Here is a 19,513-nt window from a genome sequence, read left to right as displayed (position 1 = left end):
TTGTTGTACGCAGTGCCGGAGGCGCGGTTGCACGCGGTGCCGGAGGCAGGCTCAGTCCTCCGCCACCGCGTAGGCCGCGACCGACCACAGCGAGTATCCGAACCGGGTCGCACGGCGCTCGCCGCGCACGCGCACGAAGCGGGTGTCCGGGGCGTCCATGCGGACGGACTCGCGGCCGCCCGCGCCGTCGCGCACGACGGCGGCGGTCCGCCAGGTCCTGCCGTCGGCCGACGTCTGGATCCGGTACCCGGCGGCGTACGCGTCCTGCCAGCGCAGCACCACCTGTCCCAGGCGCACCGGCTCGGCCAGCTCCACCTGCCACCACGCGTCGTCGTCGGCGGGCGAGGACCAGCGGGTCGTGGCGTCGCCGTCGAGCGCGGCCGACGCGGGGAAGTCCGCCGTCTCGTCCCCCGAGGACCTGGCCCGTCCGCCGCGCGCGAGATCGGGGCCGCCGGCCGGCGGGAACGCCCGCACCGACACGGTCCGCGTCCGGCCCGCGAGCGTGACGGACACCTCGTACGTCCCCGCGCGCGTGCCCCTCGGCACGGTCACGTCGAGCGGCACCCCGACGTCCGTGCCGCGCGGCAGCGTCACCGCCCGCGGGGCCCGCACCCGCACCCCCCTCGGCGCCCGCACCGTGATCTCACCCCGTACGTCACCGGGCCGCCGGGACGACAGCTCCGCCGTGACCCGGCGCGGGCCGCCGCCGATCTCGACGTCCACGTCCGCCGGGATCCGCCCGAGGCGCGCGACGGCCGTGTCGGCGAACCACGGCACGACGTGCCGCACGGTGCCGTGGTCGAGGACGACGCGGAGGGCGTCGGCGCGCAGGCCTTCCGGGAGGGCGGCGCCGAGTGGGGCGCCCGCGGGGGCCGTCCCCCGGGGCGTCAGCTCCGTGCAGCCCGCGGGGGACAGGGCCGCCGCGAGACGGCGCCAGCCCTCGCCGGGGACGTGGGCCTCCAGGGTGCCGCGGGTGCCGGGCTCGGCCAGGACCGTGACCCCGGCGAGCGGCCGCGCACCCTGCCAGCGGGCGCCCGGACCCGACCCGACGTGCTCCCCGTCGAGGCCCGCCCACCTCTCGTACGCCTCCCGGGCACGCTCCACGAACGGACCGAGCACCCCCTCCCCGACGGTGACCCGCCCCCCTCCCTTCTCCTCCTTCTCTCCATCAGCACGTTGCGCGTGCAGGGCGCGCGCGGCCCGCCACGCGCCCTCGGTGTCCCCGTGCGCCGCCGCGCTCAGCATCCGGACGGCCGTCCCGCCCGCCTCGCCGTAACGCGCCAGCCGCTCCGTCCACGGCCGCACCTCCGCCGCGAGGGCGCCGACGCCCTCCACATCGCTGTCGGCCAGCCGCCCCGGCGCGTCCCGCATCACTCGGAAGGCGTCGCCCAGCGCCCGCGCGGCGGCGTCGACGCGGCCCCGGTCGGCCGTCGTGCGCGCGTGCCAGAACTCCCGCAGCAGCGGCCGGAGATACGCCGACTCGGTGGCGCCGAGGACCGACGACGCGTCGTTCCCGGCGAGCGCCGCCAGCGCGGCGCGCGCCTTCGTGTCGCCGCCCGCGAGATCGTCGATCGCGGCGTGCCAGGACTCCCGGGGACGGTAACCCCGCGGATTCCAGGCGAAGTCGGCCACCGTGAACAGAGGGATGCGGGACGCCGCCGACTGCGCCATCGCGTTGCCGAGCAGAGCGGCCGACCCCTGGGCGACGGCGGGCTCACGGCCCAGGTACGGCCCGAGGAAGATCCTGTCCCGGGCGAAGTCGTTCACGGGGTAGTTGTCCGCCGTGACCAGCGGCTGCTCCCCGAACGCCCGCCGCGCGCCCGCAAGTTCGCGGCCCGTGATGGTGCGCGGTACGACGCCGACTCCCGTCCACGTCACCTCGACGGAGTCGTGGAGCGCGGCGGACAGGGCCGCGCGGTAGTCCGTGGCGCCGTCCTGGAAGTACTCGGTGGGCATGAGGGAGAGCGGTACGGCACCCGGGTGCCGTACCGCGAGATGCCGCGCGACGGCGTTGGCCACGCGTGCCTGCGCGCGCGCCGCGGCGCGCGGCCCCGAACCGAACGCGTCCGCGTCCTCCTCGCAGTGCCACTCGCTGTAACTCACGTCCTGGAACTGCAGTTGAAACGCCCGCACGCCCAGCGCCCACATCGCGTCGACCTTCCGCGTCAGGGCCCGTACGTCGGCGTCCGACGACAGGCACATCGACTGGCCGGGGGCCACGGCCCAGGCGAGCGTCACGTGGTTGCGGGCCGCCCGCGCGGCGAGGGCGCGGAACTCGGCGCGCCGCGCCGCCGGATAGGGCTCGCGCCAGCGTGCCTGGCGGTACAGGTCGTCGCCCGGCGCGTACAGGTAGCGGTTCTGCTTCGTGCGGCCCATGAAGTCGAGGTGGGCGAGGCGCTGGCGGTGGGTCCACGGCGTGCCGTAGAAGCCCTCTGTCAGGCCGCGTACCGCTGTCGCGGGCCAGTCGCGGACGCGGACGCCCGGGATCGTGCGGGTCGTGGGGTCGGCGAGCTGGCGCAGGGTCTGCACGGCGTGGAACAGGCCGTCCGGGCCCGCGCCGTCCAGCGCCACGGTGTCCCGGCCGTCGATCCGGCCGACGGCGAGGCGGTAGCCGCCCGGAGGGAGGTCGGCGCGGGGCTTCGCGCCGAGCGCGCGCAGGGCCTTCCCGGCGCTCGCGCCTCCCACGTGCACCACGAGGTGGCGGGTTGGGGGGAGAGAGGTGTCCGCGGGGACTTCGCTGATACGGCGGGCGCCGGTCGTACGAAGCAGCGTGCGCAACGCCTCGACGGCGTGCGGGTCGGCGGGCTCGTCCGGTGTTCCCGTTACGAGGACCACGTCGTCGCCGACGGTGGCCGTGCTCCCTCGACCCGTGCCCTCCAGGGCCTGCGGCCTCGGCCAGACCTTCGGCACGGGGGCCGAGCGGGGGGCGTCGTCCGGGGTGGTCGGCGGGGGGCCGCCCGCGGGTGGGGCTGGGGTGGCCAGGGCGTTCGGGGTGGGGGTGAAGGTGCTGGCGAGGGCGGCCAGGGCGAGGGTGGCTGCGCCTCTGCTACGTCGCCGCCGCACGTGCTTCTCCCTTGCCGCTCGGCAGTGGTGCGGCGGGGGTCCGCCCCGCCATCCTCGTCACTGTGCCCACTCGTGTGGTCACACAGGGTTCCGGAAGCTCATCACTGGGGTGGGGAGGGTGTCAATGTGTGCCCTTGGACCCTCGCCCTCGCCGATCGGCCTTCGGTCTCGTCCTCGTCCTCGAACGCCGGACGGGCTTCTTCCCACCCGCCCGCCCAACTAGTCGCAGACTGAGCAACAGCCCGGCACTCCCAGCCCGAGCGGCCCACCCTGGCGGAATTCTCTGCCCACCCCGGCGGAATTCTCGGCCAGCCCCGGCGAGATTTTCAGCCCGCCCCGGCGACGTTTCAGCCCGTCCGGCGTTTGAGGACGAGGCGCGGAGCGCCGATTCGGCGGTGGCCCGTCCCACCCGAAGGGGAAACCCACCCCCGGGGTCCAGGGGCGCAGCCCCGGTTTCGGAGAAGGGGCGGGATCGGGGCGCCCCGCGAGGGCCCGGGTGTGACCACCGCCACGTTCCCCGACCGTATACGGATGCCCCCGACGGCAGTGGGTAGGGCTTCGGAACCGGCATCCGCGACCAAGGGAGCACCCCATGCCCGCCTCCGCGAACCTCCTCCTCTCCGCCCTGTCCAAACAGGTCTCGCACCCCGACTCCGGCCTCGACGGCTCCTGCTCCTGCGGCTGCCTGGAGCCGCCCCTGACCAGCGAGCCCCCGCTGGCCGACGCCTCCCCCCTGACCAGCGAGCCGCCCCTGATGGACGCCGCCCCGCTGACCAGCGAGCCCACCTCGACGGGCACGGCCGCGGGCCTGGACCCCATGGGCGTATAGATGACCCTTGCCCGGCTGGCCGCCCTGTACGGCGTGGCCACCTCCTACGCACCGTCCCCGGACCGCACGGTGCGGGCCTCCGAGGCCGCGGTCGTTGCGGCCCTCGCCGCGCTCGATGTCGACGCGAACACACCGGAGGCGATACGGGACGCGGTGGCGGCGCGCGAACGGGATTTACGGGAGAGGCTGTTACCGCCCACTGTGGTGCTCTGGACCGACGAGTGGCCCGCAGCCGAGAACGCTTCCCCTCGACGCGAGGGCGACGCACACGCCACGCCAGGGGAGCTCCCACAGACGGCACAGGCCGTACAGACGCCGCAGGCCCCGGCACCGCAGGCGCCGCAGGCCGAGCAAGCCCAGCAGGCCCCACCAGCCTTACAACCCCCGCAGGCTCCGCAGCCCCCGCAAGCCGCGCAGCCTCCACGAGCTCCGCAGCCCCCGCAAGCTCCGCAGCCTCCACGAGCCGCGCATTCCCCGCAGGCTCCGCATTCCCCGCAAGCTCCGCATTCCCCGCAAGCCCCGCAGCCCCCGCAAGCTCCGCAGTCCCCGCAAGCCGCGCAGTCCCCGCAGCCCCCGCAAGCCCCGCAGCCTCCACGAGCCGCGCAGCCCCCACACTCCCCGCAATCCCCCCACCTCCCAGACCTCCTCACCACCCTCCCCCCAGGCACCCACCTCACCGTGGAGACGGAGTGGGATGGGACCCTCATCAAGCTCAGCGCGACCCCCGCGACCCCCGCGACCCCCGCGACCCCCGCGACCCCCGCGACCCCCTCCACCCCCGCAGCCCCCTCCGCCCCTTCCACCCCAGCAACCCCCCATCTCCCCCTGGGCGTTCACCGCCTCACCGCCACCACCCCCGACGGCCTCACCGCCCAGGCGCACCTGATCGTCGCCCCGCGCCGCGCCCCCGCGCCGCCGCCCCGCGCCTATGGCTTCCTCGTGCAGCTGTACTCGCTGCTCAGCCGGCACTCCTGGGGGATGGGGGACCTGGGTGACCTCGCGGAGCTCGCGGGGTGGGCGGGGCGGGTGTTGGGGGCGGGGTTCGTGCAGGTGAATCCGTTGCACGCGGCGGTGCCGAGGGCGCCGGGCGGTGCCGGGGACCCCTCGCCGTACCGCCCGTCGTCGCGCCGCTTCCCGGACCCCGTGCACCTGCGGGTCGAGAACGTCCCGGAGTTCGCGCACCTGCGGGGCGAGGCGCGCGAGAGGGCGGGTGTGTTCGGGGAGAGGGGGGAGGCGCTGCGCCGCGTGGTCGTGGGGGAGGGCGGGCTCATCGACCGGGACGCCGTGTGGGAAGTGAAGGCGGCCGCGCTGGAGTTGATCCGGGGCGTGCCGCTGGGGCCCGGCCGGTGCGCCGCCTACAGCGACTTCCTCGCCGAGCACGGCGAGGACCTGGAGGACCACGCGACGTGGTGCGCGCTCGCCGAGCGGCACGGGCCGAACTGGCGCGCCTGGCCCGAGCCGCTGCGGGACCCGGCGTCGCCCGAAACCGCCCGCGCCCGCACCGAGTTGATGGACCGCGTGGACTTCCACGAGCGCCTCGCCTGGCTCACGGACGAGCAACTCGCCGCCGCGCAGCGGGCCGCGCGGGACGCCGGGATGTCCGTCGGCCTCATCCACGACCTGGCCGTCGGCGTGCATCCGGACGGCGCCGACGCCTGGGCGCGGCAGCGGTACTTCGCCGCGGGCATGTCGGTGGGCGCGCCCCCGGACGCCTTCAACGAACGCGGTCAGGACTGGGGCCTGCCGCCGTGGCGCCCGGACCGGCTCGCCGAGTCCGGCTACGCCCCGTTCCGCGCCCTGCTGCGCGCGACCCTGCGGCACGCGGGCGCCGTCCGCGTCGACCACGTCATGGGGCTCTTCCGGCTCTGGTGGGTGCCGGACGGACGTACCCCCGGCGACGGGACGTACGTGCGCTACGACGCGGAGGCCATGCTCGCCGTCCTCGTCCTGGAAGCGCACCGCGCGGGTGCCCTCGTCATCGGCGAGGACCTCGGCACCGTGGAGCCGGGCGTGCGCGACGCGCTGCGCGCGCACGGGGTGCTCGGCACGTCCGTGCTGTGGTTCGAGCGGGACTGGGAGGGCACAGGGCAGCCGCTCGCGCCCGCCGACTGGCGCGCCGACTGCCTGGCCACCGCCACCACCCACGACCTGCCGTCCACGGCCGCCCGCGTCACCGGCGCGCACGTACGCCTCCGGCACGACCTGGGCCTGCTCACCCGCCCGCTGGCCGCCGAGCGCTCCGAGGCCGCCGCCGACGTCCGCGAATGGCTCGGCCTGCTGTCCCGGCTCGGCCTGCTGCCGGGCGGCGCGGGGAACGAGGAGGACGAGGTCCGCGCCGTGCACCGGTTCCTGCTCGCGACGCCCGCCCGCATGGTCGGCGTCTGGCTGCCCGACACCGTCGGCGACCGCCGCCCGCAGAACCTGCCGGGCACCTGGGACCAGTACCCCAACTGGCGCCTGCCGATCGCCGACGCCGCGGGCCGCCCCGTCACCCTGGAGGACCTCGCCGCCGCCCCGCGCCTGCACGCCCTCATGGAGGTGTTCCGCGCGTTCCGGACGCCCTGACCGCGCCCGCCGCGCACCGGGTGGGGCGCCCGTACGGCACCCCGGGCGCGCGGGCCGCGCGGCGGTTCGCTACGTTGGGCACCGTGGACAAGAAGAACGCCCTGCGCGCCGGTGCACTGACGGCCGGTACGACGCTGATGATGCTGCTCATGTCGTCCCCCGCGCTCGCGCTCAACCGCGACGACGGCGACGACCCGGGCCCGGGCCTGAGCGTGATGGAGACGCTCGGCCTGTATGTCGCCGCGCCGATCGTGCTGTTCCTGGTGATCGCCGGTCTGGTGATGGTCGGCGACAAGTCCCGCAAGCAGCAGAAGCAGAGCTGACGACGCGGGTCCGCCCCTTCACGCTTATCGCTTTTCTTCGCCGAGGGCGCCCCTCGGCCACGTACGCAGACGGTTGTTGACGTCTTCGTACGAGGCCGGAGGGCGCCCTCGGTGTTTCACGAACCCCCGGCGCCGCCCGCCGTCATGAGCCGTCGCCGGGCTGCGAGCCCGCGAGCAGCTTGCGCAGCAGGGCCGCGAGCTGCGCCGTCTCCGCCTCGTCGAGCCCGGCGGCCGTGAGCGCCGCGTGCTGCACCTCCAGGCCCGCCGCGACGGCCCGGTCGACCAGCTCCCGGCCCTCCTCGGTCAGCGTCACCTGAAGGCCGCGCCGGTCGTGCGGGTCGGGGGAGCGGCGCAGCAGCCCGGCCCGCTCCAGCTTGTCCAGGCGCCCCGTCATGCCGCCCGTCGTCAGCATCAGCGTCGAGGAGAGCTGGCGCGGCGAGAGCGTGTACGGCTCGCCGTGCCGGCGCAGCGTCGCGAGCACGTCGAACTCCCCGCGCGTGGTGCCGAGGCGGCGGTACGCCTTCTCGATGCGCTCGCCCATGGCCTGTGTGGTGCGGTAGACGCGGCCGAAGACTTCCATGGGTGTGGTCTCCAGGTCCGGCCGGACGGCGGCCCACTGCTCGATGATCGCGTCGACGCCGTCGGGCGCGGCGGCCGCCGCTTCTCCGGAGTGCGTGGCGCTCGGGGAGGACATCACGTTGCTCGCGTTCATGGGGGAAGTATCCACGAGACACGGACGCTTGCAAGTAAGTGGGTCGGCGCTGAGTTGCTTTTTACTAAGTGGGTTGACGGTAAGTAGCTTACGGCTAAGCTACTTACTGCTCAGCTTCCTCCGTGAGTCCTCGGGAGACATCTGCCATGAAGCGCGCCACCGCCATCCTCCTCACCGCCTACGCCCCCCTCACCTGGGGCTCCACCTACGCCGTCACCACCGAGTTCCTGCCGGCGGACCGCCCCTTGTTCACGGCCCTCATGCGCGCCCTGCCCGCCGGGCTGCTGCTGCTCCTGCTCGCCAGACGCCTGCCCAGAGGGGAGTGGTGGTGGAAGTCGGCGGTCCTCGGCGCCCTCAACATCGGCGCCTTCTTCCCGCTGCTCTTCCTGTCCGCCTACCGCCTGCCCGGCGGCATGGCCGCGGTCGTCGGCTCCGTCGGCCCGCTCTTCGTCGCCGGACTCGCGGCCCTGCTCCTCGCCGACCGGCCGACCCCGCGCACCCTGCTCACCGGGGCCGCGGCGGCCCTCGGCGTCAGCCTGGTCGTCCTGAAGGCCACCGGGTCGCTGGACGCGGTCGGGCTGCTCGCGGCCGTGGGGTCGACGGCCTCGATGTCGACGGGCACGGTGCTCACCAAGCGCTGGGGCCGCCCGGACGGCGTCGGACCGCTCGCGCTCACGGCCTGGCAGCTGACGGTCGGCGGCCTGCTCATCGCCCCGATCGCGTTCCTGGTCGAGGGTGCGCCGCCCGCCCTCGACGGACGGAACATCGCGGGCTACCTCTACCTGTCCCTCGCCGGTACGGCCGTCGCGTACTGGCTGTGGTTCCGCGGCATCGGCCGCCTCAGCGCCACCCAGGCCAGCCTCCTCGGCCCGCTCTCGCCGCTGACGGCCGCGGTCATCGGGTGGGCGGCGCTCGGCCAGTCGCTGACGGCGGTGCAGGTGGCGGGGATGGCGCTCGCGTTCGGGGCGACGGTGTTCGGTCAACTGCGCCCGAAGGCGAAGGTGAAGCCGGAGCCGCAGCCGCAGATGCTCGCCGAGGAATCGTTCACCTCAGCTTCAAAGAACGATCGGAAAGATTCGATGGACCTGAGCGGTCCCGGACTGCGACGGTAGCTCAGCCGGCCCCGGAGCGGGGCCGCGCGAGCGCCCCGGAGCGGGGAGAGAGGCAAGGAGATACCAGTGGCGAGCGTCCTGGACCTGGACCGGAGCGGCAGCGGCGACACGAGCGTGCGGGGTGCGGGAGGCGGACGCGCCGCCGCCGCGGGGCTCGGCGTCGGGCTCGCCCTCGCCGCGCTCGCCACCGCCGTCTGGTCGGGCAGCTTCGTCACCTCCCGCGCCCTCGCCGACAGCGTCCCGCCGATCCAGCACGCGTTCTGGCGCTGGCTCATCGCCATCGCGGCCGTCGCGCCGTTCGCGGTCCGCGGGACCTGGCGCCAACGCGCCCCGCTCCGCCGGCACTTCCGCTTCCTCCTCGCCGCCTCCTTCCTCGGCGTCACCGTCTACAACACCCTGGTGAACCAGGCCGGAGTGACCACCACCGCGGGCAACATGGGCATGATCATGGCCGCGTCGCCCGTCCTGATGGCGGTCTACGAACGCCTCGGCGGTGCCCGCCTCGGCGCGCGGCGCGTCACGGGCATGCTCGTCGCCTGCGTCGGCGTGCTGCTCCTGGTCAGCGGCGGCTCCCTCGCCATGGACCTCGCGGCGGGCGACCTGTGGGTGATCGGCGGCGCCGTCGCCTTCGGCTCGTACAGCGCGCTCCTGCGCCGCAAGCCCGCCGAGATCTCCGGACTGCCCTTCCTCTTCAGCACCTTCGTCCTGGGCGCGCTGATGCTGCTGCCCCTGTTCCTCGTCAGCCTCGCCGTGCAGGGCGGCTTCGAACCGACGGCCGCGACGGTGTCCCCGCTCCTGTACGTCGGCGTCGTCTCCTCCGCGGTCGCCTTCTTCGCCTGGAACAAGGCGATCTCCGTCATCGGCGCGGCCCGCGCGGGCGTCGTCTACTACCTCCAGCCGGTGTGCGTGGCCCTGCTGTCCTTCGCCGTCCTCGGCGAGGGCATGGGCCGGCTCCAGGTGATGTGCATGGGGCTGATCCTCGGCGGCGTGGTGCTGGGGTCGGCGGGCGGGAAGTAGCGGCCGGTGCGCGGGTACGTTGACGCCATGACCGAGTGGGACATCAAGAAGCTGCGGATCCTGCGCACCCTCGACGAACGCGGGACCGTCACCGCGACCGCGCGGGCCCTTCTGATGACCCCCTCCGCGGTGTCGCAGCAGCTCTCCAACCTCGCCAAGCAGGTCGGCGTGCCGCTCCTCGAGGCCCACGGGCGCCGGGTGCGGCTCACCGGCGCCGCCCGGCTCCTGCTCGTCCACGCCGACGCCGTCCTCGCCCAACTGGAGCGGGCCGACGCCGAGTTGGCGGCGTACGCCAAGGGGGAGGCCGGGGAGGTGCGGGTCGGGGCCTTCGCCACCGCCGTGCCCGCCCTTGTGGTGCCCGCCGTCAAGGCCCTGCGGGTGGCGCACCCCGGGATCTCGGTGCGGGTGCGGGAGGCCGAGGCGGGCGCCGCCTACGAACTCCTCGCCGCCGGGGACGTCGACCTCGCCCTCTCCCTCGCCGCGCAGGCGCCCCGGGGGCGCGACGGCCGGTTCACCCGCGTCACGCTCCTCGCCGACCCGCTCGACGTCGCGCTCCCCCTCGACCACCCGCTCGCCCGCACCGACGCCCTGCTCCTCGCCGACCTCGCCGACGAGCCATGGATCTTCGGCGGTTCCGGCCCCTGGTCGGAGATCACGCGTGCCGCGTGCGAGGCCGCCGGGTTCGTCCCCGAGCAGGCACACAGCGCGGCCGGGTGGGAGGCGATCCTGGCGATGGTGGAGGCGGGGATGGGGGTGGCGCTGGTGCCCCGGATGGCCGGGGCGGGGGCCTTCGGCCGGGCCGGGGTGGCGATGCGGGAGCTGGCGGAGGACCGGCCGCATCGGCATGTGGTCGCGGCGGTGCGGCGGGGGGTGGAAACATCCCTGACGGTGGGCCATGTGCTGGCGGCCCTGCGCGGGGCTGCGTCCCCCTGACGTCAGGGCCACCCTCGGCCGGGGCTGTGCCCACCCGTTCCGCCCTTTGGGCGGCCCAGCTGCCCACAGAGTGAAGCCGCAGGCGCCGGGCGAGCCCGGCCACAGAGGTGAGTGAGGGGTGGGCGGGGCCTCTGTGCGGGGTGAGATTGCCCGGGGCGGTCGCGGCCGTGGTGGGGAGCAACGGGTGGGCGGGTGGGAGGAAATCCGCCGGGGGCGGGCTCGACCAGCCCGCCCCCGGCGTCCCCACCCGCCCGGCCAGGGCTACGCGTCGGCGGCCTGCGCCCGCAGCGCCCGCTCCACGCCCGCCCGGGACTCGGTGATCAGACGGTGCAGCGCCGCCGTGGGCTCCGCGGACCCGAGCCACGCGTCCGTCGCGTCCAGCGTCGCCTGGGACACCTGGACGGCCGGGTACAGGCCGACCGCGACCTGCTGGGCCATCTCGTGGGACCGGGACTCCCAGACGGACTTCACGGCGTCGAAGTACTTCTGGGTGTACGGGGCGAGAAGCTCCCGCTGCTCGGTCTGGACGAAGCCGGAGATCACCGCCTCCTGCACGGCGTTGGGCAGCTTGTCCGACTCGACGACGGACGCCCACGCCTCGGCCTTCGCGGCGGCGGTGGGCCGCGCGGCCCGCGCCGCGGCGGCGTGCCGCTCACCCGCGGCGGTCTTGTCCCGCTCGAACTCGGCGGCGATCCCCGCCTCGTCGAGCCGCCCGGTCGCCGCGAGCCGCGCCACGAACGCCCACCGCAGCTCGGTGTCGACGGCCAGGCCCTCGATGGACTCCGAGCCGTCGAGAAGCCCTTCGAGGAGCGCCAGGTCGGACTCCGTACGGGCGGTCGCGGCGAACGCGCGCGCCCACGCCAGCTGGTGGTCCCCGCCGGGCTCGGCCGCCCGCAGGTGCTCCAGGGTCGCCTCGGTCCACCGCGCGAGCGCGGCCTCGCGGCCCGCCGGGGCGGCGTACAGGTCGAGCGCCAGCTTCACCTGCCGGTGCAGCGACTGCACGACGCCGATGTCGGACTCCTTGCCGATGCCGGACAGGACGAGGGAGAGGTAGTCCCGCGTCGGCAGCTCGGCGTCGCGCGTCATGTCCCACGCGGAGGCCCAGCACAGCGCCCGCGGCAGCGAGGCCTCGAAGTCGCCCAGGTGCTCGGTGACGAACGCGAGGGACTCGGTGTCGAGCCGGACCTTGGCGTACGACAGGTCGTCGTCGTTGAGCAGGATCACGTCCGGCCGGGCCCGGCCCACGAGCTCCTCCACCGCGGTCAGCTCGCCGTCGACGTCCAGCTCGACGCGGTCGGTGCGCACCAGCTTGCCGGAGCCGCCCGCCGAGTCGTCCAGGTCGTACAGGCCGATGGCGATGCGGTGCGGGCGCAGCGTCGGCTCGCCCCTCGCGCCCTCGGGCAGCGCCGGGGCCTCCTGCTTGATGGCGAAGGAGGTGATGTTCCCGGCGGAGTCGACGTCCACGACGGGGCGCAGCACGTTGATGCCGGCCGTCTCCAGCCACTTCTTCGACCAGGTCTTCAGGTCACGCCCGCTGGTCTCCTCCAGGGCGCCGAGCAGGTCGGACAGGCGCGTGTTGCCGAACGCGTGCCGCTTGAAGTACGTCTGCACACCGCTGAAGAACTCGTCCATGCCGACGTACGCCACGAGCTGCTTGAGGACACTCGCGCCCTTGGCGTACGTGATGCCGTCGAAGTTGACGAGCACGTCGTCCAGGTCGCGGATGTCCGCCATGATCGGGTGCGTGGACGGCAGTTGGTCCTGCCGGTAGGCCCAGGTCTTCATGGAGTTCGCGAACGTGGTCCAGGAGTGCGGCCACTTCGACCCGGGCGCGTACGCCTGGCAGGCCGCCTCGGCGAACGTCGCGAACGACTCGTTCAGCCACAGGTCGTTCCACCACTCCATGGTCACGAGGTCGCCGAACCACATGTGGGCGAGCTCGTGCAGGATCGTCGCGGCCCGCACCTCGTACGCCGCGTCCGTCACCTTGGAGCGGAACACGTACTGGTCGCGGATCGTCACCGCGCCCGCGTTCTCCATCGCGCCCGCGTTGAACTCCGGCACGAACAGCTGGTCGTACTTGGCGAACGGGTAGGCGTAGTCGAACTTCTCCTGGAACCAGTCGAAGCCCTGCCGGGTGACCTCGAAGATCGCGTCCGCGTCCAGGAACTCGGCGAGCGAGGGACGGCAGTAGATGCCGAGCGGGACCGACTGTCCGTCCTTCTCGTACACGCTGTGCACCGAGTGGTACGGGCCGACGATGAGCGCCGTCACATACGTGGACATCCGGGGCGTCGGTGCGAAGGTCCAGACGTCGTCCTTGGGCTCCGGCGTCGGCGAGTTCGAGATGACGGTCCAGCCGGAGGGCGCCTTCACGGTGAACTGGAAGGTGGCCTTCAGGTCGGGCTGCTCGAAGGAGGCGAACACGCGGCGCGCGTCCGGGACCTCGAACTGGGTGTACAGATAGGCCTGCTGGTCGACCGGGTCGACGAAGCGGTGCAGGCCCTCACCGGTGTTGGTGTACTCGCAGTCCGCGACGACCTTCAGCTCGTTGGTGCCCCGCACCAGGTGCCGCAGCGCGATGCGGGAGTCCCGGAAGACCGCCGCCACCTCGAGCGCGTGCCCGTTCAGGACGACCTCGTGGACGGCGGGGGCGACGAGATCGATGAAGGTCTCGGCGTTCGCCTCGGCGCAGTCGAAACGCACCGTGGTCACCGACCGGTACGTCCCTCCCCCGTTCTCGGTGCTCCCGGCGTCGCCAGAGGGGGAGGTGCCCCCACTCTGCGCTCCGGAGAGGTCGAGATCGATCTCGTACGAGTCAACGGTGAGCAGCTTCGCCCGCTGCTGCGCCTCTTCGCGGGTCAGATTGGTGCCGGGCACGCGGTCATCTCCTCGGTACGACTTGCGAACTTTTTGCGATGTTTCCCGCCATCCTTCCATGTGCCGTCGCCACCCGCTCCGGGCCATTGTTCTCAGGTCGCGCGGCCGTTAGCATCCGCGCGTCGGCTCAGGTCAAGGAGCGGCCTGAAGCGGGCTGAAGCGGGCTGAAACGGTCGGGAGCAGATGTATATGGCAAGGGGTGCACGCGGTGCGCAGGGTCCGCGCGGGCCGCGGCGGTCACGGAGCCGGGCACGGTTACGCGGCGCGCCCGCCCTCGCCCTGCTCCTGCTGGCCGCCACCGCGGGCTGCGGCTCGCCCGACGGCTCCGACGGCTCCGGCGGCGGTGACGGCAAGGGCCCGGAGAAGACCCGGATCACCGTCGGCACCATGCCCGTCGCCGACACCGCTCCCCTGGAGATGGCCCAGCGCAAGGGGTTCTTCAAGGCGGAGGGCCTGACCGTGCGCACCACCACGCTCAGCGGCGGCGCGGAGTCCGTCAGCCGGCTGCGGGCGGGCGCCCTCGACATCTCCTTCGGCAACTACGTCTCGTACTTCCTCGCCCACGCCAACAAGGCCATCGACGTCCGCGTCGTCTCCGACGCCTTCCAGTCCGCGCCCCGCACACACGCGGTCCTCGTCCGGAAGGACTCGCCGGTCAAGTCCCTGAAGGACCTCCAGGACAAGAAGATCGGCGTCAACACCAAGCGGAACATCAGCGCCCTGCTCGTCAAGAAGGCCGGCCGGGCCGAGGGCGCCGCCTTCGACGACGACAAGAACTTCGCCGAGGTCGACATGCCGAACATGGAGACCGCCCTGAAGTCCGGCAGCGTCGACGCCGTGCAGGCCGTCGAGCCGTTCGTCTCCGCGATCGAGCGGTCCGGCACCGGCCGGGTCGTCGCCGACCTCGGCAAGCCGCCGACCGCGGGCTTCCCGATCGCCGGGTACGCGGCCACGGCGTCCTTCGCCGAGGACAACCCCAAGACGGTCGCCGCCTTCCAGCGGGCCATGGCCCGCGCCCAGCGGCAGGCCGCCAACCGCTCGGCCGTCGTCGACACGCTCCCCGACTACACGAAGATCACCACCGGCCAGGCCGCCCAGCTGAACCTCGGCGGCTACCCCGCGGCGCTCGACCCGGCACGCCTTGAACGGGTGGTCGACCTGATGCGGGAGTTCGGCTATCTGAAGCGGAAACTCGACGTGGAGCCGCTGCTCGTGCGCGCGGGGCCGTGAGGGGGCTGCGCGGTGAGGGGGGCCAGGCGGGCCGTGGGAATGGCCCGGGCGGTGTGGATGGCCCGGGCGGTGTGGATGGCGCGGGCGGTGTGGATGGCGCGGGTGGCGCGAGCCGCGTGGGTCACGCGGGCGGCGCGAGCCAGGCGGACGGCGCGGTTCACATACGCCACGCGGGCGGCGCGGACCGCACGGGTCACGTGGGCCACTCGGACAGCGCGGGCCGCGCAGACGGCGCAGGCCGCGCGGACCACGTGGGCGATGCGGTGAAGCGGGCGATGCGGTGAAACGGGACGCGCGCTCCGGTCCGGGCCTCGGCCCGGGATGCGGGGCGCGCGCTCGCCCGCGCGCCGGTGCGCGCTCCGGGCGGCTGGTCGAGCGCAGGTCGGGACGGGTCCTGTTGGGGGCGCTCGGCCTCTGCGGCGCCTTCCTCGTGGTGGAACTCGTCGCCCGCGGCGGGGTGTTCGACGACCAGGCGCTGCCGCCCGCCTCCTCCGTGCTCGCCCGTGCCGCCGAGATGGCCGTCGACGACGGGTTCCTCGACGACCTCTGGACCACCGTCTCCGCCTGGCTCGGCGGGCTCGCCCTCGCCGTCGCCCTCGCCGTGCCCGCCGGGCTCCTGCTCGGCTCCCTGCCCCGCCTGCGCGCCGCCGCCCTCGCCGTCGTCGAGCTGGCCCGCCCCATCCCCTCCGTCGCCCTCATCCCGCTCGCGATCCTCGTCTTCGTCGAGCCCGACCGGGTGGAGCGGTCCCTGGTCTGCTACGCCGCGCTGTGGCCCATCCTCCTCAACACCCTGTACGGGCTCCGCGACGTCGACCCCGTCGCCAAGGAGACCCTGCGGTCCTTCGGGTTCGGACCGCTCGGGGTGGTGTGGCGGGTGTCGCTGCCGAGCGCCGGGCCGTTCGTCGTCACGGGGGTGCGGATCGCGGCGTCCGTCGGGCTGATCGTGGCGGTCAGCGCGGAGCTGCGGGCCGGGGGTGACGGGGGACTCGGCGTCCATCTGCTCGACTCGCAGTCCGGGGGCGGGCGGCCGGATCTGATGGTGGCGGGGGCGTGTTGGGCGGGGGTGCTGGGGGTGGTGGCCAACGCGGGGCTCGTGGCGGTGGGGAGGGTGTTGTTTCCCCACAGTGCCCGATCAGCGCGCTCCGCGCGCGGGCGCCCCTTCCTCCGGCCAGGGGGCTCCGCCCCCGTGCCCCCGCGTGTCGCGCTGCGCGCTCGTCCTCAATCGCCGGACGGGCTCGATGGATCAGGAGCGGGACGATGAGCGGGGGAGGGGCGCGGCCGGGGGCGGAGGGCACGGCGGGCACTGTCGGCGGGCGGGCGCGGGACGTCGGCCCTGGGCGGGCGCGGGGCGCAGGGGACGCCGTCCCCGGGCGGGCGGGGCGCGTCGGTGGCGGGCCGGTGCGGCGGGGCGTTCTCGGGCTTCTCGCCCGGGGGTGGCTGCTCGTACTCCTCGTCCTCGTCTGGGAGTCGGCCGCCCGGCGGGCCGGGGACCTGTACTTCCCGCCGCCCACGCGGATCGTGCGGACCATGCGGGAGCTGTGGTGGTCGGGGCCGCCGACGCGGCTGTGGCTGAGTGACCTCGCCGTCGACGACTTCGTGCCGAGCCTCAGCCATCTGCTGCTCGGCTGGGCCATCGCCGGGGCCGTCGGGATCTGTGTGGGCGTCGGGATCGGGCTCTCCCGGGTGGCCTTCCACGTGCTCGACCCGGTGCTGCAGTTCGGACGTGCCGTGCCGCCGCCCACGCTCATCCCGTTCTTCATGGTCGCCTTCGGGCTCGGCACGTCCATGCAACTGGCGGCCATCGCATTCGGCGTCGTCTGGCCGGTGCTGCTCAACACCGCCGACGGTGTGCGCTCCGTGGAGCCTCTGCATCTCGACACCGCCCGCGTGCTCGGGCTCGGCCGCCTCGCGCGGCTGCGGTACGTCGTCCTGCCGGGAGCCGCGCCGAAGATCTTCGCGGGGCTCCGGGTCGCGCTCGGGTTCGCGCTGATCCTCATGGTCGTCGCCGAGCTGATGGGGTCCGGCGAGGGCATCGGCTCCCGGCTCAACGCCGCCGAGCGGGAGTTCAGGCCGGACCGGCTGTGGGCCGGGATCGTGTTGCTCGGCGCCGTCGGCTGCGTACTGAACGGACTGTTCCTGCTCGTCGAGCGCAGGGCCCTGGCCTGGCACCGGGGCGCACGGCGGGCGGACACCTGGACCACCAGACCACCCGGCCCCGCGGGGGCGGCGGACCGGCCGCGATCCACGGGGGCGCACGGGGAACGCGAGGGCTCTGCGGACCCTCACATCACGTAGACCGCAAGGCAGTTGGCAGCAGGGGGACAGGGGGAACAGGGGATGCTGGAGATCGCTGGGCTCAGTCATCGCTACGCCGACGGACACCGGGCCGTCGAAGGGGTCGAACTGCACGTCGCTCGCGGCGAGTTGGTGAGTATCGTCGGGCCGTCCGGCTGCGGCAAGTCCACGCTGCTGCGGTGCGTCGCGGGGCTGCAACGGCCGAGCGAGGGCCGGGTCGCCGTCGGCGGCCGGGACGTCGACGGCGTACCGGACGACCTCGCCGTCGTCTTCCAGGACTACACCCGCTCGCTCTTCCCGTGGCTGACCGTCCGCGACAACGTCGCACTGCCGCTGCGCCGCCGCGGCCTCGCCCGCGCCGAGCGCCGCGCCCGCGCCGAGGAAGCCCTCGCACAGGTCGGCCTCGACGGCACCGCGGGCAGATACCCGTGGCAGCTCTCCGGCGGCATGCAGCAGCGCGTCGCCATCGCCCGCGCGCTCGCCTACCGGCCCGCGCTGCTCCTGATGGACGAGCCGTTCGGCTCCGTCGACGCCCAGACCAGGGAGGATCTGGAAGACCTGCTGCTCGCGGTGCGCGGGGGAGGGGGCGGGGGCTCGGGTGGTGGGTCGGGCGGGGGAGCGGGCGGGGGGCCGGGTGGCGCCCCCGACGGTCGCGACGGGCGCGGGATGACCATCCTGCTCGTCACCCACGACATCGACGAGAGCGTGTACGTCGGCGACCGCGTCGTCGTCCTCACCGGCGCCCCCGGCCGCGTCCACAGCGAGCTGCGCGTCGAACTGCCCGCGCCGCGCGACCAGATCGGCACCCGCGGCCTGCCGGAGTTCGTGCGGCTGCGGGCCGAGGTCGGGCGGGCGGTGCGGCGGCCATGAGCGCCATGAACGCCGCGAACGCCGACGTCCTGGTCGCGGGCGCGGGCATCGGCGGGCTCACGGCGGCACTGAGCCTGCACGCGGCGGGGATCGGCGTGCGCGTCGTCGAGCCGGTGCAGGTCCTTCGGCCCGTCGGCGTCGGCATCAACCTGCTGCCGCACGCCGTCCGCGAACTGACCGAACTCGGCCTCGGCGAGCAACTGGCCGCGACCGGCGTGGCGACCGCCGAGATGGTCCACTACGACCGGCACGGCAACCGCATCTGGGGCGAGCCGCGCGGCCACGCCCTCGGCTACCACTGGCCGCAGTACTCCATCCACCGCGGCGCCCTGCAGATGATCCTGCTCGACGCGGTGCGCGAACGCCTCGGCGAACGGGCCGTCGTCACCGGCACGTCGTTCGTGCGGTGCGCCGAGACGGAGGGGCAACTGCTGCGGGTCATCCTGCGGGACCTGGCGCGCGGGCGGGAGCACGCCGTGCGCGTGCGGGCCCTTGTCGGCGCCGACGGGCTCTACTCGACGGTGCGCGCCCGGCTGCACCCCGGGGAGGGGCCGCCGCTGTGGAACGGCATCCGGATGTGGCGCGGCGTCGCCGAGTGGGACCCCGTGCTCGGCGGCCGCAGCGTCGCCATCGCGGGCAGCAACGCGCACGCCAAGCTCGTCGTCTACCCCATCTCGGGCGAGGCCGAGCGGCGTGGGCGCGCGCTGCTCAACTGGGTCGCGGAGGTGCGGTTCCCCGTCGAGCACGGGGCGATCTCCGGGGCCGCCGACTGGAACCGCAGCGGCCGCCTCTCCGACGTCCTTCCGTACTTCGCCGGGTGGCGGATCGGGGACCTGGACGTGCCCGCGCTGTTCGCCGCGACCCGGCGCATCCTGGAGTACCCGATGGTCGACCGGGAGCCGCTGCCGCGGTGGGGGCGCGGGCCCGTCACCCTCCTCGGCGACGCCGCCCACCCGATGTACCCTGTCGGCTCCAACGGTGGTTCGCAGGCCGTCCTCGACGCGCGGGTGCTCGCGCGCAGCCTCGCCGTGAACGAGCCCGACCGGGTCGCCGGGCTGCGGGCGTACGAGGAGGTGCGGCGGGAGGCCACGGCGGCGCTCGTCCTCGCCAACCGGCGCATGCCCGCCGACCGGCTCCTCCAAGTCGTCGCCGAGCGCGCCCCCGACGGGTTCGAACGGGTCGAGGACGTGCTGACCCCCGAGGAGTTGGCCGAGCTGGACGCGGCGTATCGGTGGACGACGGGCACGGATGTGGCGGAGCTGAACGGGAGGGGGTCGTGGGGGGTGTAGGCCCTCGCGGGGCGCCCCGGTCCCGCCCCTTCTCCGAAACCGGGGCTGCGCCCCTGGGCCCCGGGGGTGGGTGTCCCGTGCGGGTGGGACGGTCCTCCGCCGAATCGGCGCTCCGCGCCTCGTCCTCAAGCGCCGGACGGGCTGAATACTTCGCCGGGGCGGGCTGGAAGGTACAGCGGGGCGGGCTCAGGGGTGCCCAGCGGGGCGAGGTGTTTCGGGCCCGAGGGTGCCGGGCTTTTGGGCTGGCCCGGGGGAAGGTTGGGCGGGTGGGTGGGGGATAGCCTGTCCGGCGATTGAGGACGAGGCGCGGAGCGCCGATATCGGGGGCGCCCCGGGAACAGGGCAAGGTAGACGTCCGGAAACCGCCGGTCGGAACGTACCGCAGGGGCGAACCT

The 19,513-nt window shown here is 74.4% G+C and carries 14 protein-coding genes; 11 read left to right on the top strand and 3 right to left on the bottom strand.

Annotation, left to right across the window (positions count from 1 at the left end; translation table 11 throughout):
* Positions 1-51: 51 nt before the first annotated feature.
* Positions 52-3,063 carry a beta-N-acetylglucosaminidase domain-containing protein gene (locus ACZ6BG_RS04865; protein WP_468996899.1) on the bottom strand — a complete coding sequence of 1,004 codons (3,012 nt, stop codon included), beginning with the start codon at positions 3,061-3,063 and terminating at the stop codon, positions 52-54.
* Positions 3,064-3,655: 592 nt separating this feature from the next.
* On the opposite strand from ACZ6BG_RS04865, the gene ACZ6BG_RS04860 reads away from it, so the two are divergent.
* The 3 genes from ACZ6BG_RS04860 to ACZ6BG_RS04850 all read left to right on the top strand — a co-directional run bounded on the left by ACZ6BG_RS04860 (position 3,656) and on the right by ACZ6BG_RS04850 (position 6,780).
* Entirely contained in the window at positions 3,656-3,892 is a 237-nt protein-coding gene (locus ACZ6BG_RS04860; protein ID WP_466260013.1) for a hypothetical protein, read from the top strand.
* Positions 3,893-6,457, top strand: a complete 2,565-nt coding sequence (gene malQ / locus ACZ6BG_RS04855) for a 4-alpha-glucanotransferase (protein WP_468996897.1) — start codon at positions 3,893-3,895, stop codon at positions 6,455-6,457.
* Positions 6,458-6,540: 83 nt separating this feature from the next.
* Positions 6,541-6,780, top strand: coding sequence for a hypothetical protein (locus ACZ6BG_RS04850; RefSeq protein ID WP_030363363.1), 240 nt, complete (start codon positions 6,541-6,543; stop codon positions 6,778-6,780).
* 142 nt (positions 6,781-6,922) lie between these two features.
* On the opposite strand, the gene ACZ6BG_RS04845 is transcribed toward ACZ6BG_RS04850, so the two are convergent.
* A complete protein-coding gene (locus ACZ6BG_RS04845) occupies positions 6,923-7,474 on the bottom strand; it encodes a MarR family winged helix-turn-helix transcriptional regulator (RefSeq protein ID WP_468997929.1) in 552 nt (183 codons plus the stop codon).
* Between the two features lie 164 nt (positions 7,475-7,638).
* Here ACZ6BG_RS04845 and ACZ6BG_RS04840 point away from each other — a divergent pair, with 164 nt between their 5' ends.
* The 3 genes from ACZ6BG_RS04840 (at position 7,639) to ACZ6BG_RS04830 (ending at position 10,554) form a co-directional block, all read left to right on the top strand.
* Entirely contained in the window at positions 7,639-8,604 is a 966-nt protein-coding gene (locus ACZ6BG_RS04840) for an EamA family transporter (RefSeq protein ID WP_468996894.1), read from the top strand.
* A gap of 114 nt (positions 8,605-8,718) precedes the next feature.
* Positions 8,719-9,621, top strand: coding sequence for a DMT family transporter (locus ACZ6BG_RS04835; protein WP_468997926.1), 903 nt, complete (start codon positions 8,719-8,721; stop codon positions 9,619-9,621).
* Between the two features lie 27 nt (positions 9,622-9,648).
* Positions 9,649-10,554, top strand: coding sequence for a LysR family transcriptional regulator (locus ACZ6BG_RS04830; protein WP_468996892.1), 906 nt, complete (start codon positions 9,649-9,651; stop codon positions 10,552-10,554).
* Positions 10,555-10,815: 261 nt separating this feature from the next.
* On the opposite strand, the gene pepN is transcribed toward ACZ6BG_RS04830, so the two are convergent.
* A complete protein-coding gene (gene pepN, locus ACZ6BG_RS04825; protein WP_468996890.1) occupies positions 10,816-13,434 on the bottom strand; it encodes an aminopeptidase N in 2,619 nt (872 codons plus the stop codon).
* A 189-nt stretch (positions 13,435-13,623) separates the two neighbouring features.
* On the opposite strand from pepN, the gene ACZ6BG_RS04820 reads away from it, so the two are divergent.
* The 5 genes from ACZ6BG_RS04820 to ACZ6BG_RS04800 all read left to right on the top strand — a co-directional run bounded on the left by ACZ6BG_RS04820 (position 13,624) and on the right by ACZ6BG_RS04800 (position 19,118).
* The gene (locus ACZ6BG_RS04820; protein ID WP_468996888.1) at positions 13,624-14,664 is read left to right on the top strand and encodes an ABC transporter substrate-binding protein; all 1,041 of its coding nucleotides are present in this window, start codon (positions 13,624-13,626) and stop codon (positions 14,662-14,664) included.
* A gap of 280 nt (positions 14,665-14,944) precedes the next feature.
* On the top strand, positions 14,945-15,925 hold the full coding sequence (locus ACZ6BG_RS04815) for an ABC transporter permease (RefSeq protein ID WP_468996886.1): 981 nt from the start codon (positions 14,945-14,947) through the stop codon (positions 15,923-15,925).
* Positions 15,922-16,959: an ABC transporter permease gene (locus ACZ6BG_RS04810; RefSeq protein ID WP_468996884.1), complete on the top strand. Its 1,038-nt coding sequence runs from the start codon at positions 15,922-15,924 to the stop codon at positions 16,957-16,959. The genes ACZ6BG_RS04815 and ACZ6BG_RS04810 overlap by 4 nt, the downstream gene beginning before the upstream one ends.
* A gap of 42 nt (positions 16,960-17,001) precedes the next feature.
* Positions 17,002-17,829 (top strand): ABC transporter ATP-binding protein, encoded by an 828-nt coding sequence (locus ACZ6BG_RS04805; protein ID WP_468996880.1) that lies wholly within the window; start codon positions 17,002-17,004, stop codon positions 17,827-17,829.
* Positions 17,826-19,118 (top strand): flavin-dependent oxidoreductase, encoded by a 1,293-nt coding sequence (locus tag ACZ6BG_RS04800; RefSeq protein ID WP_468996878.1) that lies wholly within the window; start codon positions 17,826-17,828, stop codon positions 19,116-19,118. Before ACZ6BG_RS04805 ends, ACZ6BG_RS04800 begins: the two co-directional genes overlap by 4 nt.
* The last annotated feature ends 395 nt before the right edge of the window (positions 19,119-19,513 follow it).

Source organism: Streptomyces sp. NPDC041205 (genome assembly GCF_055591765.1).
The sequence above is the reverse complement of the archived record's forward strand: the minus strand, read 5'-3'. Positions and strand labels throughout refer to the sequence as shown.

Bases quoted from the DNA above. Each gene is read 5' to 3' on its own strand.
- ACZ6BG_RS04805 (WP_468996880.1), top strand. From the start codon at position 17,002: ATGCTGGAGATCGCTGGGCTCAGTCATCGCTACGCCGACGGACACCGG.
- malQ (WP_468996897.1), top strand. From the start codon at position 3,893: ATGACCCTTGCCCGGCTGGCCGCCCTGTACGGCGTGGCCACCTCCTAC.
- ACZ6BG_RS04860 (WP_466260013.1), top strand. From the start codon at position 3,656: ATGCCCGCCTCCGCGAACCTCCTCCTCTCCGCCCTGTCCAAACAGGTC.
- ACZ6BG_RS04800 (WP_468996878.1), top strand. From the start codon at position 17,826: ATGAGCGCCATGAACGCCGCGAACGCCGACGTCCTGGTCGCGGGCGCG.
- ACZ6BG_RS04810 (WP_468996884.1), top strand. From the start codon at position 15,922: ATGAGCGGGGGAGGGGCGCGGCCGGGGGCGGAGGGCACGGCGGGCACT.
- ACZ6BG_RS04830 (WP_468996892.1), top strand. From the start codon at position 9,649: ATGACCGAGTGGGACATCAAGAAGCTGCGGATCCTGCGCACCCTCGAC.
- ACZ6BG_RS04845 (WP_468997929.1), bottom strand. From the start codon at position 7,474: ATGTCCTCCCCGAGCGCCACGCACTCCGGAGAAGCGGCGGCCGCCGCG.
- ACZ6BG_RS04840 (WP_468996894.1), top strand. From the start codon at position 7,639: ATGAAGCGCGCCACCGCCATCCTCCTCACCGCCTACGCCCCCCTCACC.
- ACZ6BG_RS04820 (WP_468996888.1), top strand. From the start codon at position 13,624: ATGGCAAGGGGTGCACGCGGTGCGCAGGGTCCGCGCGGGCCGCGGCGG.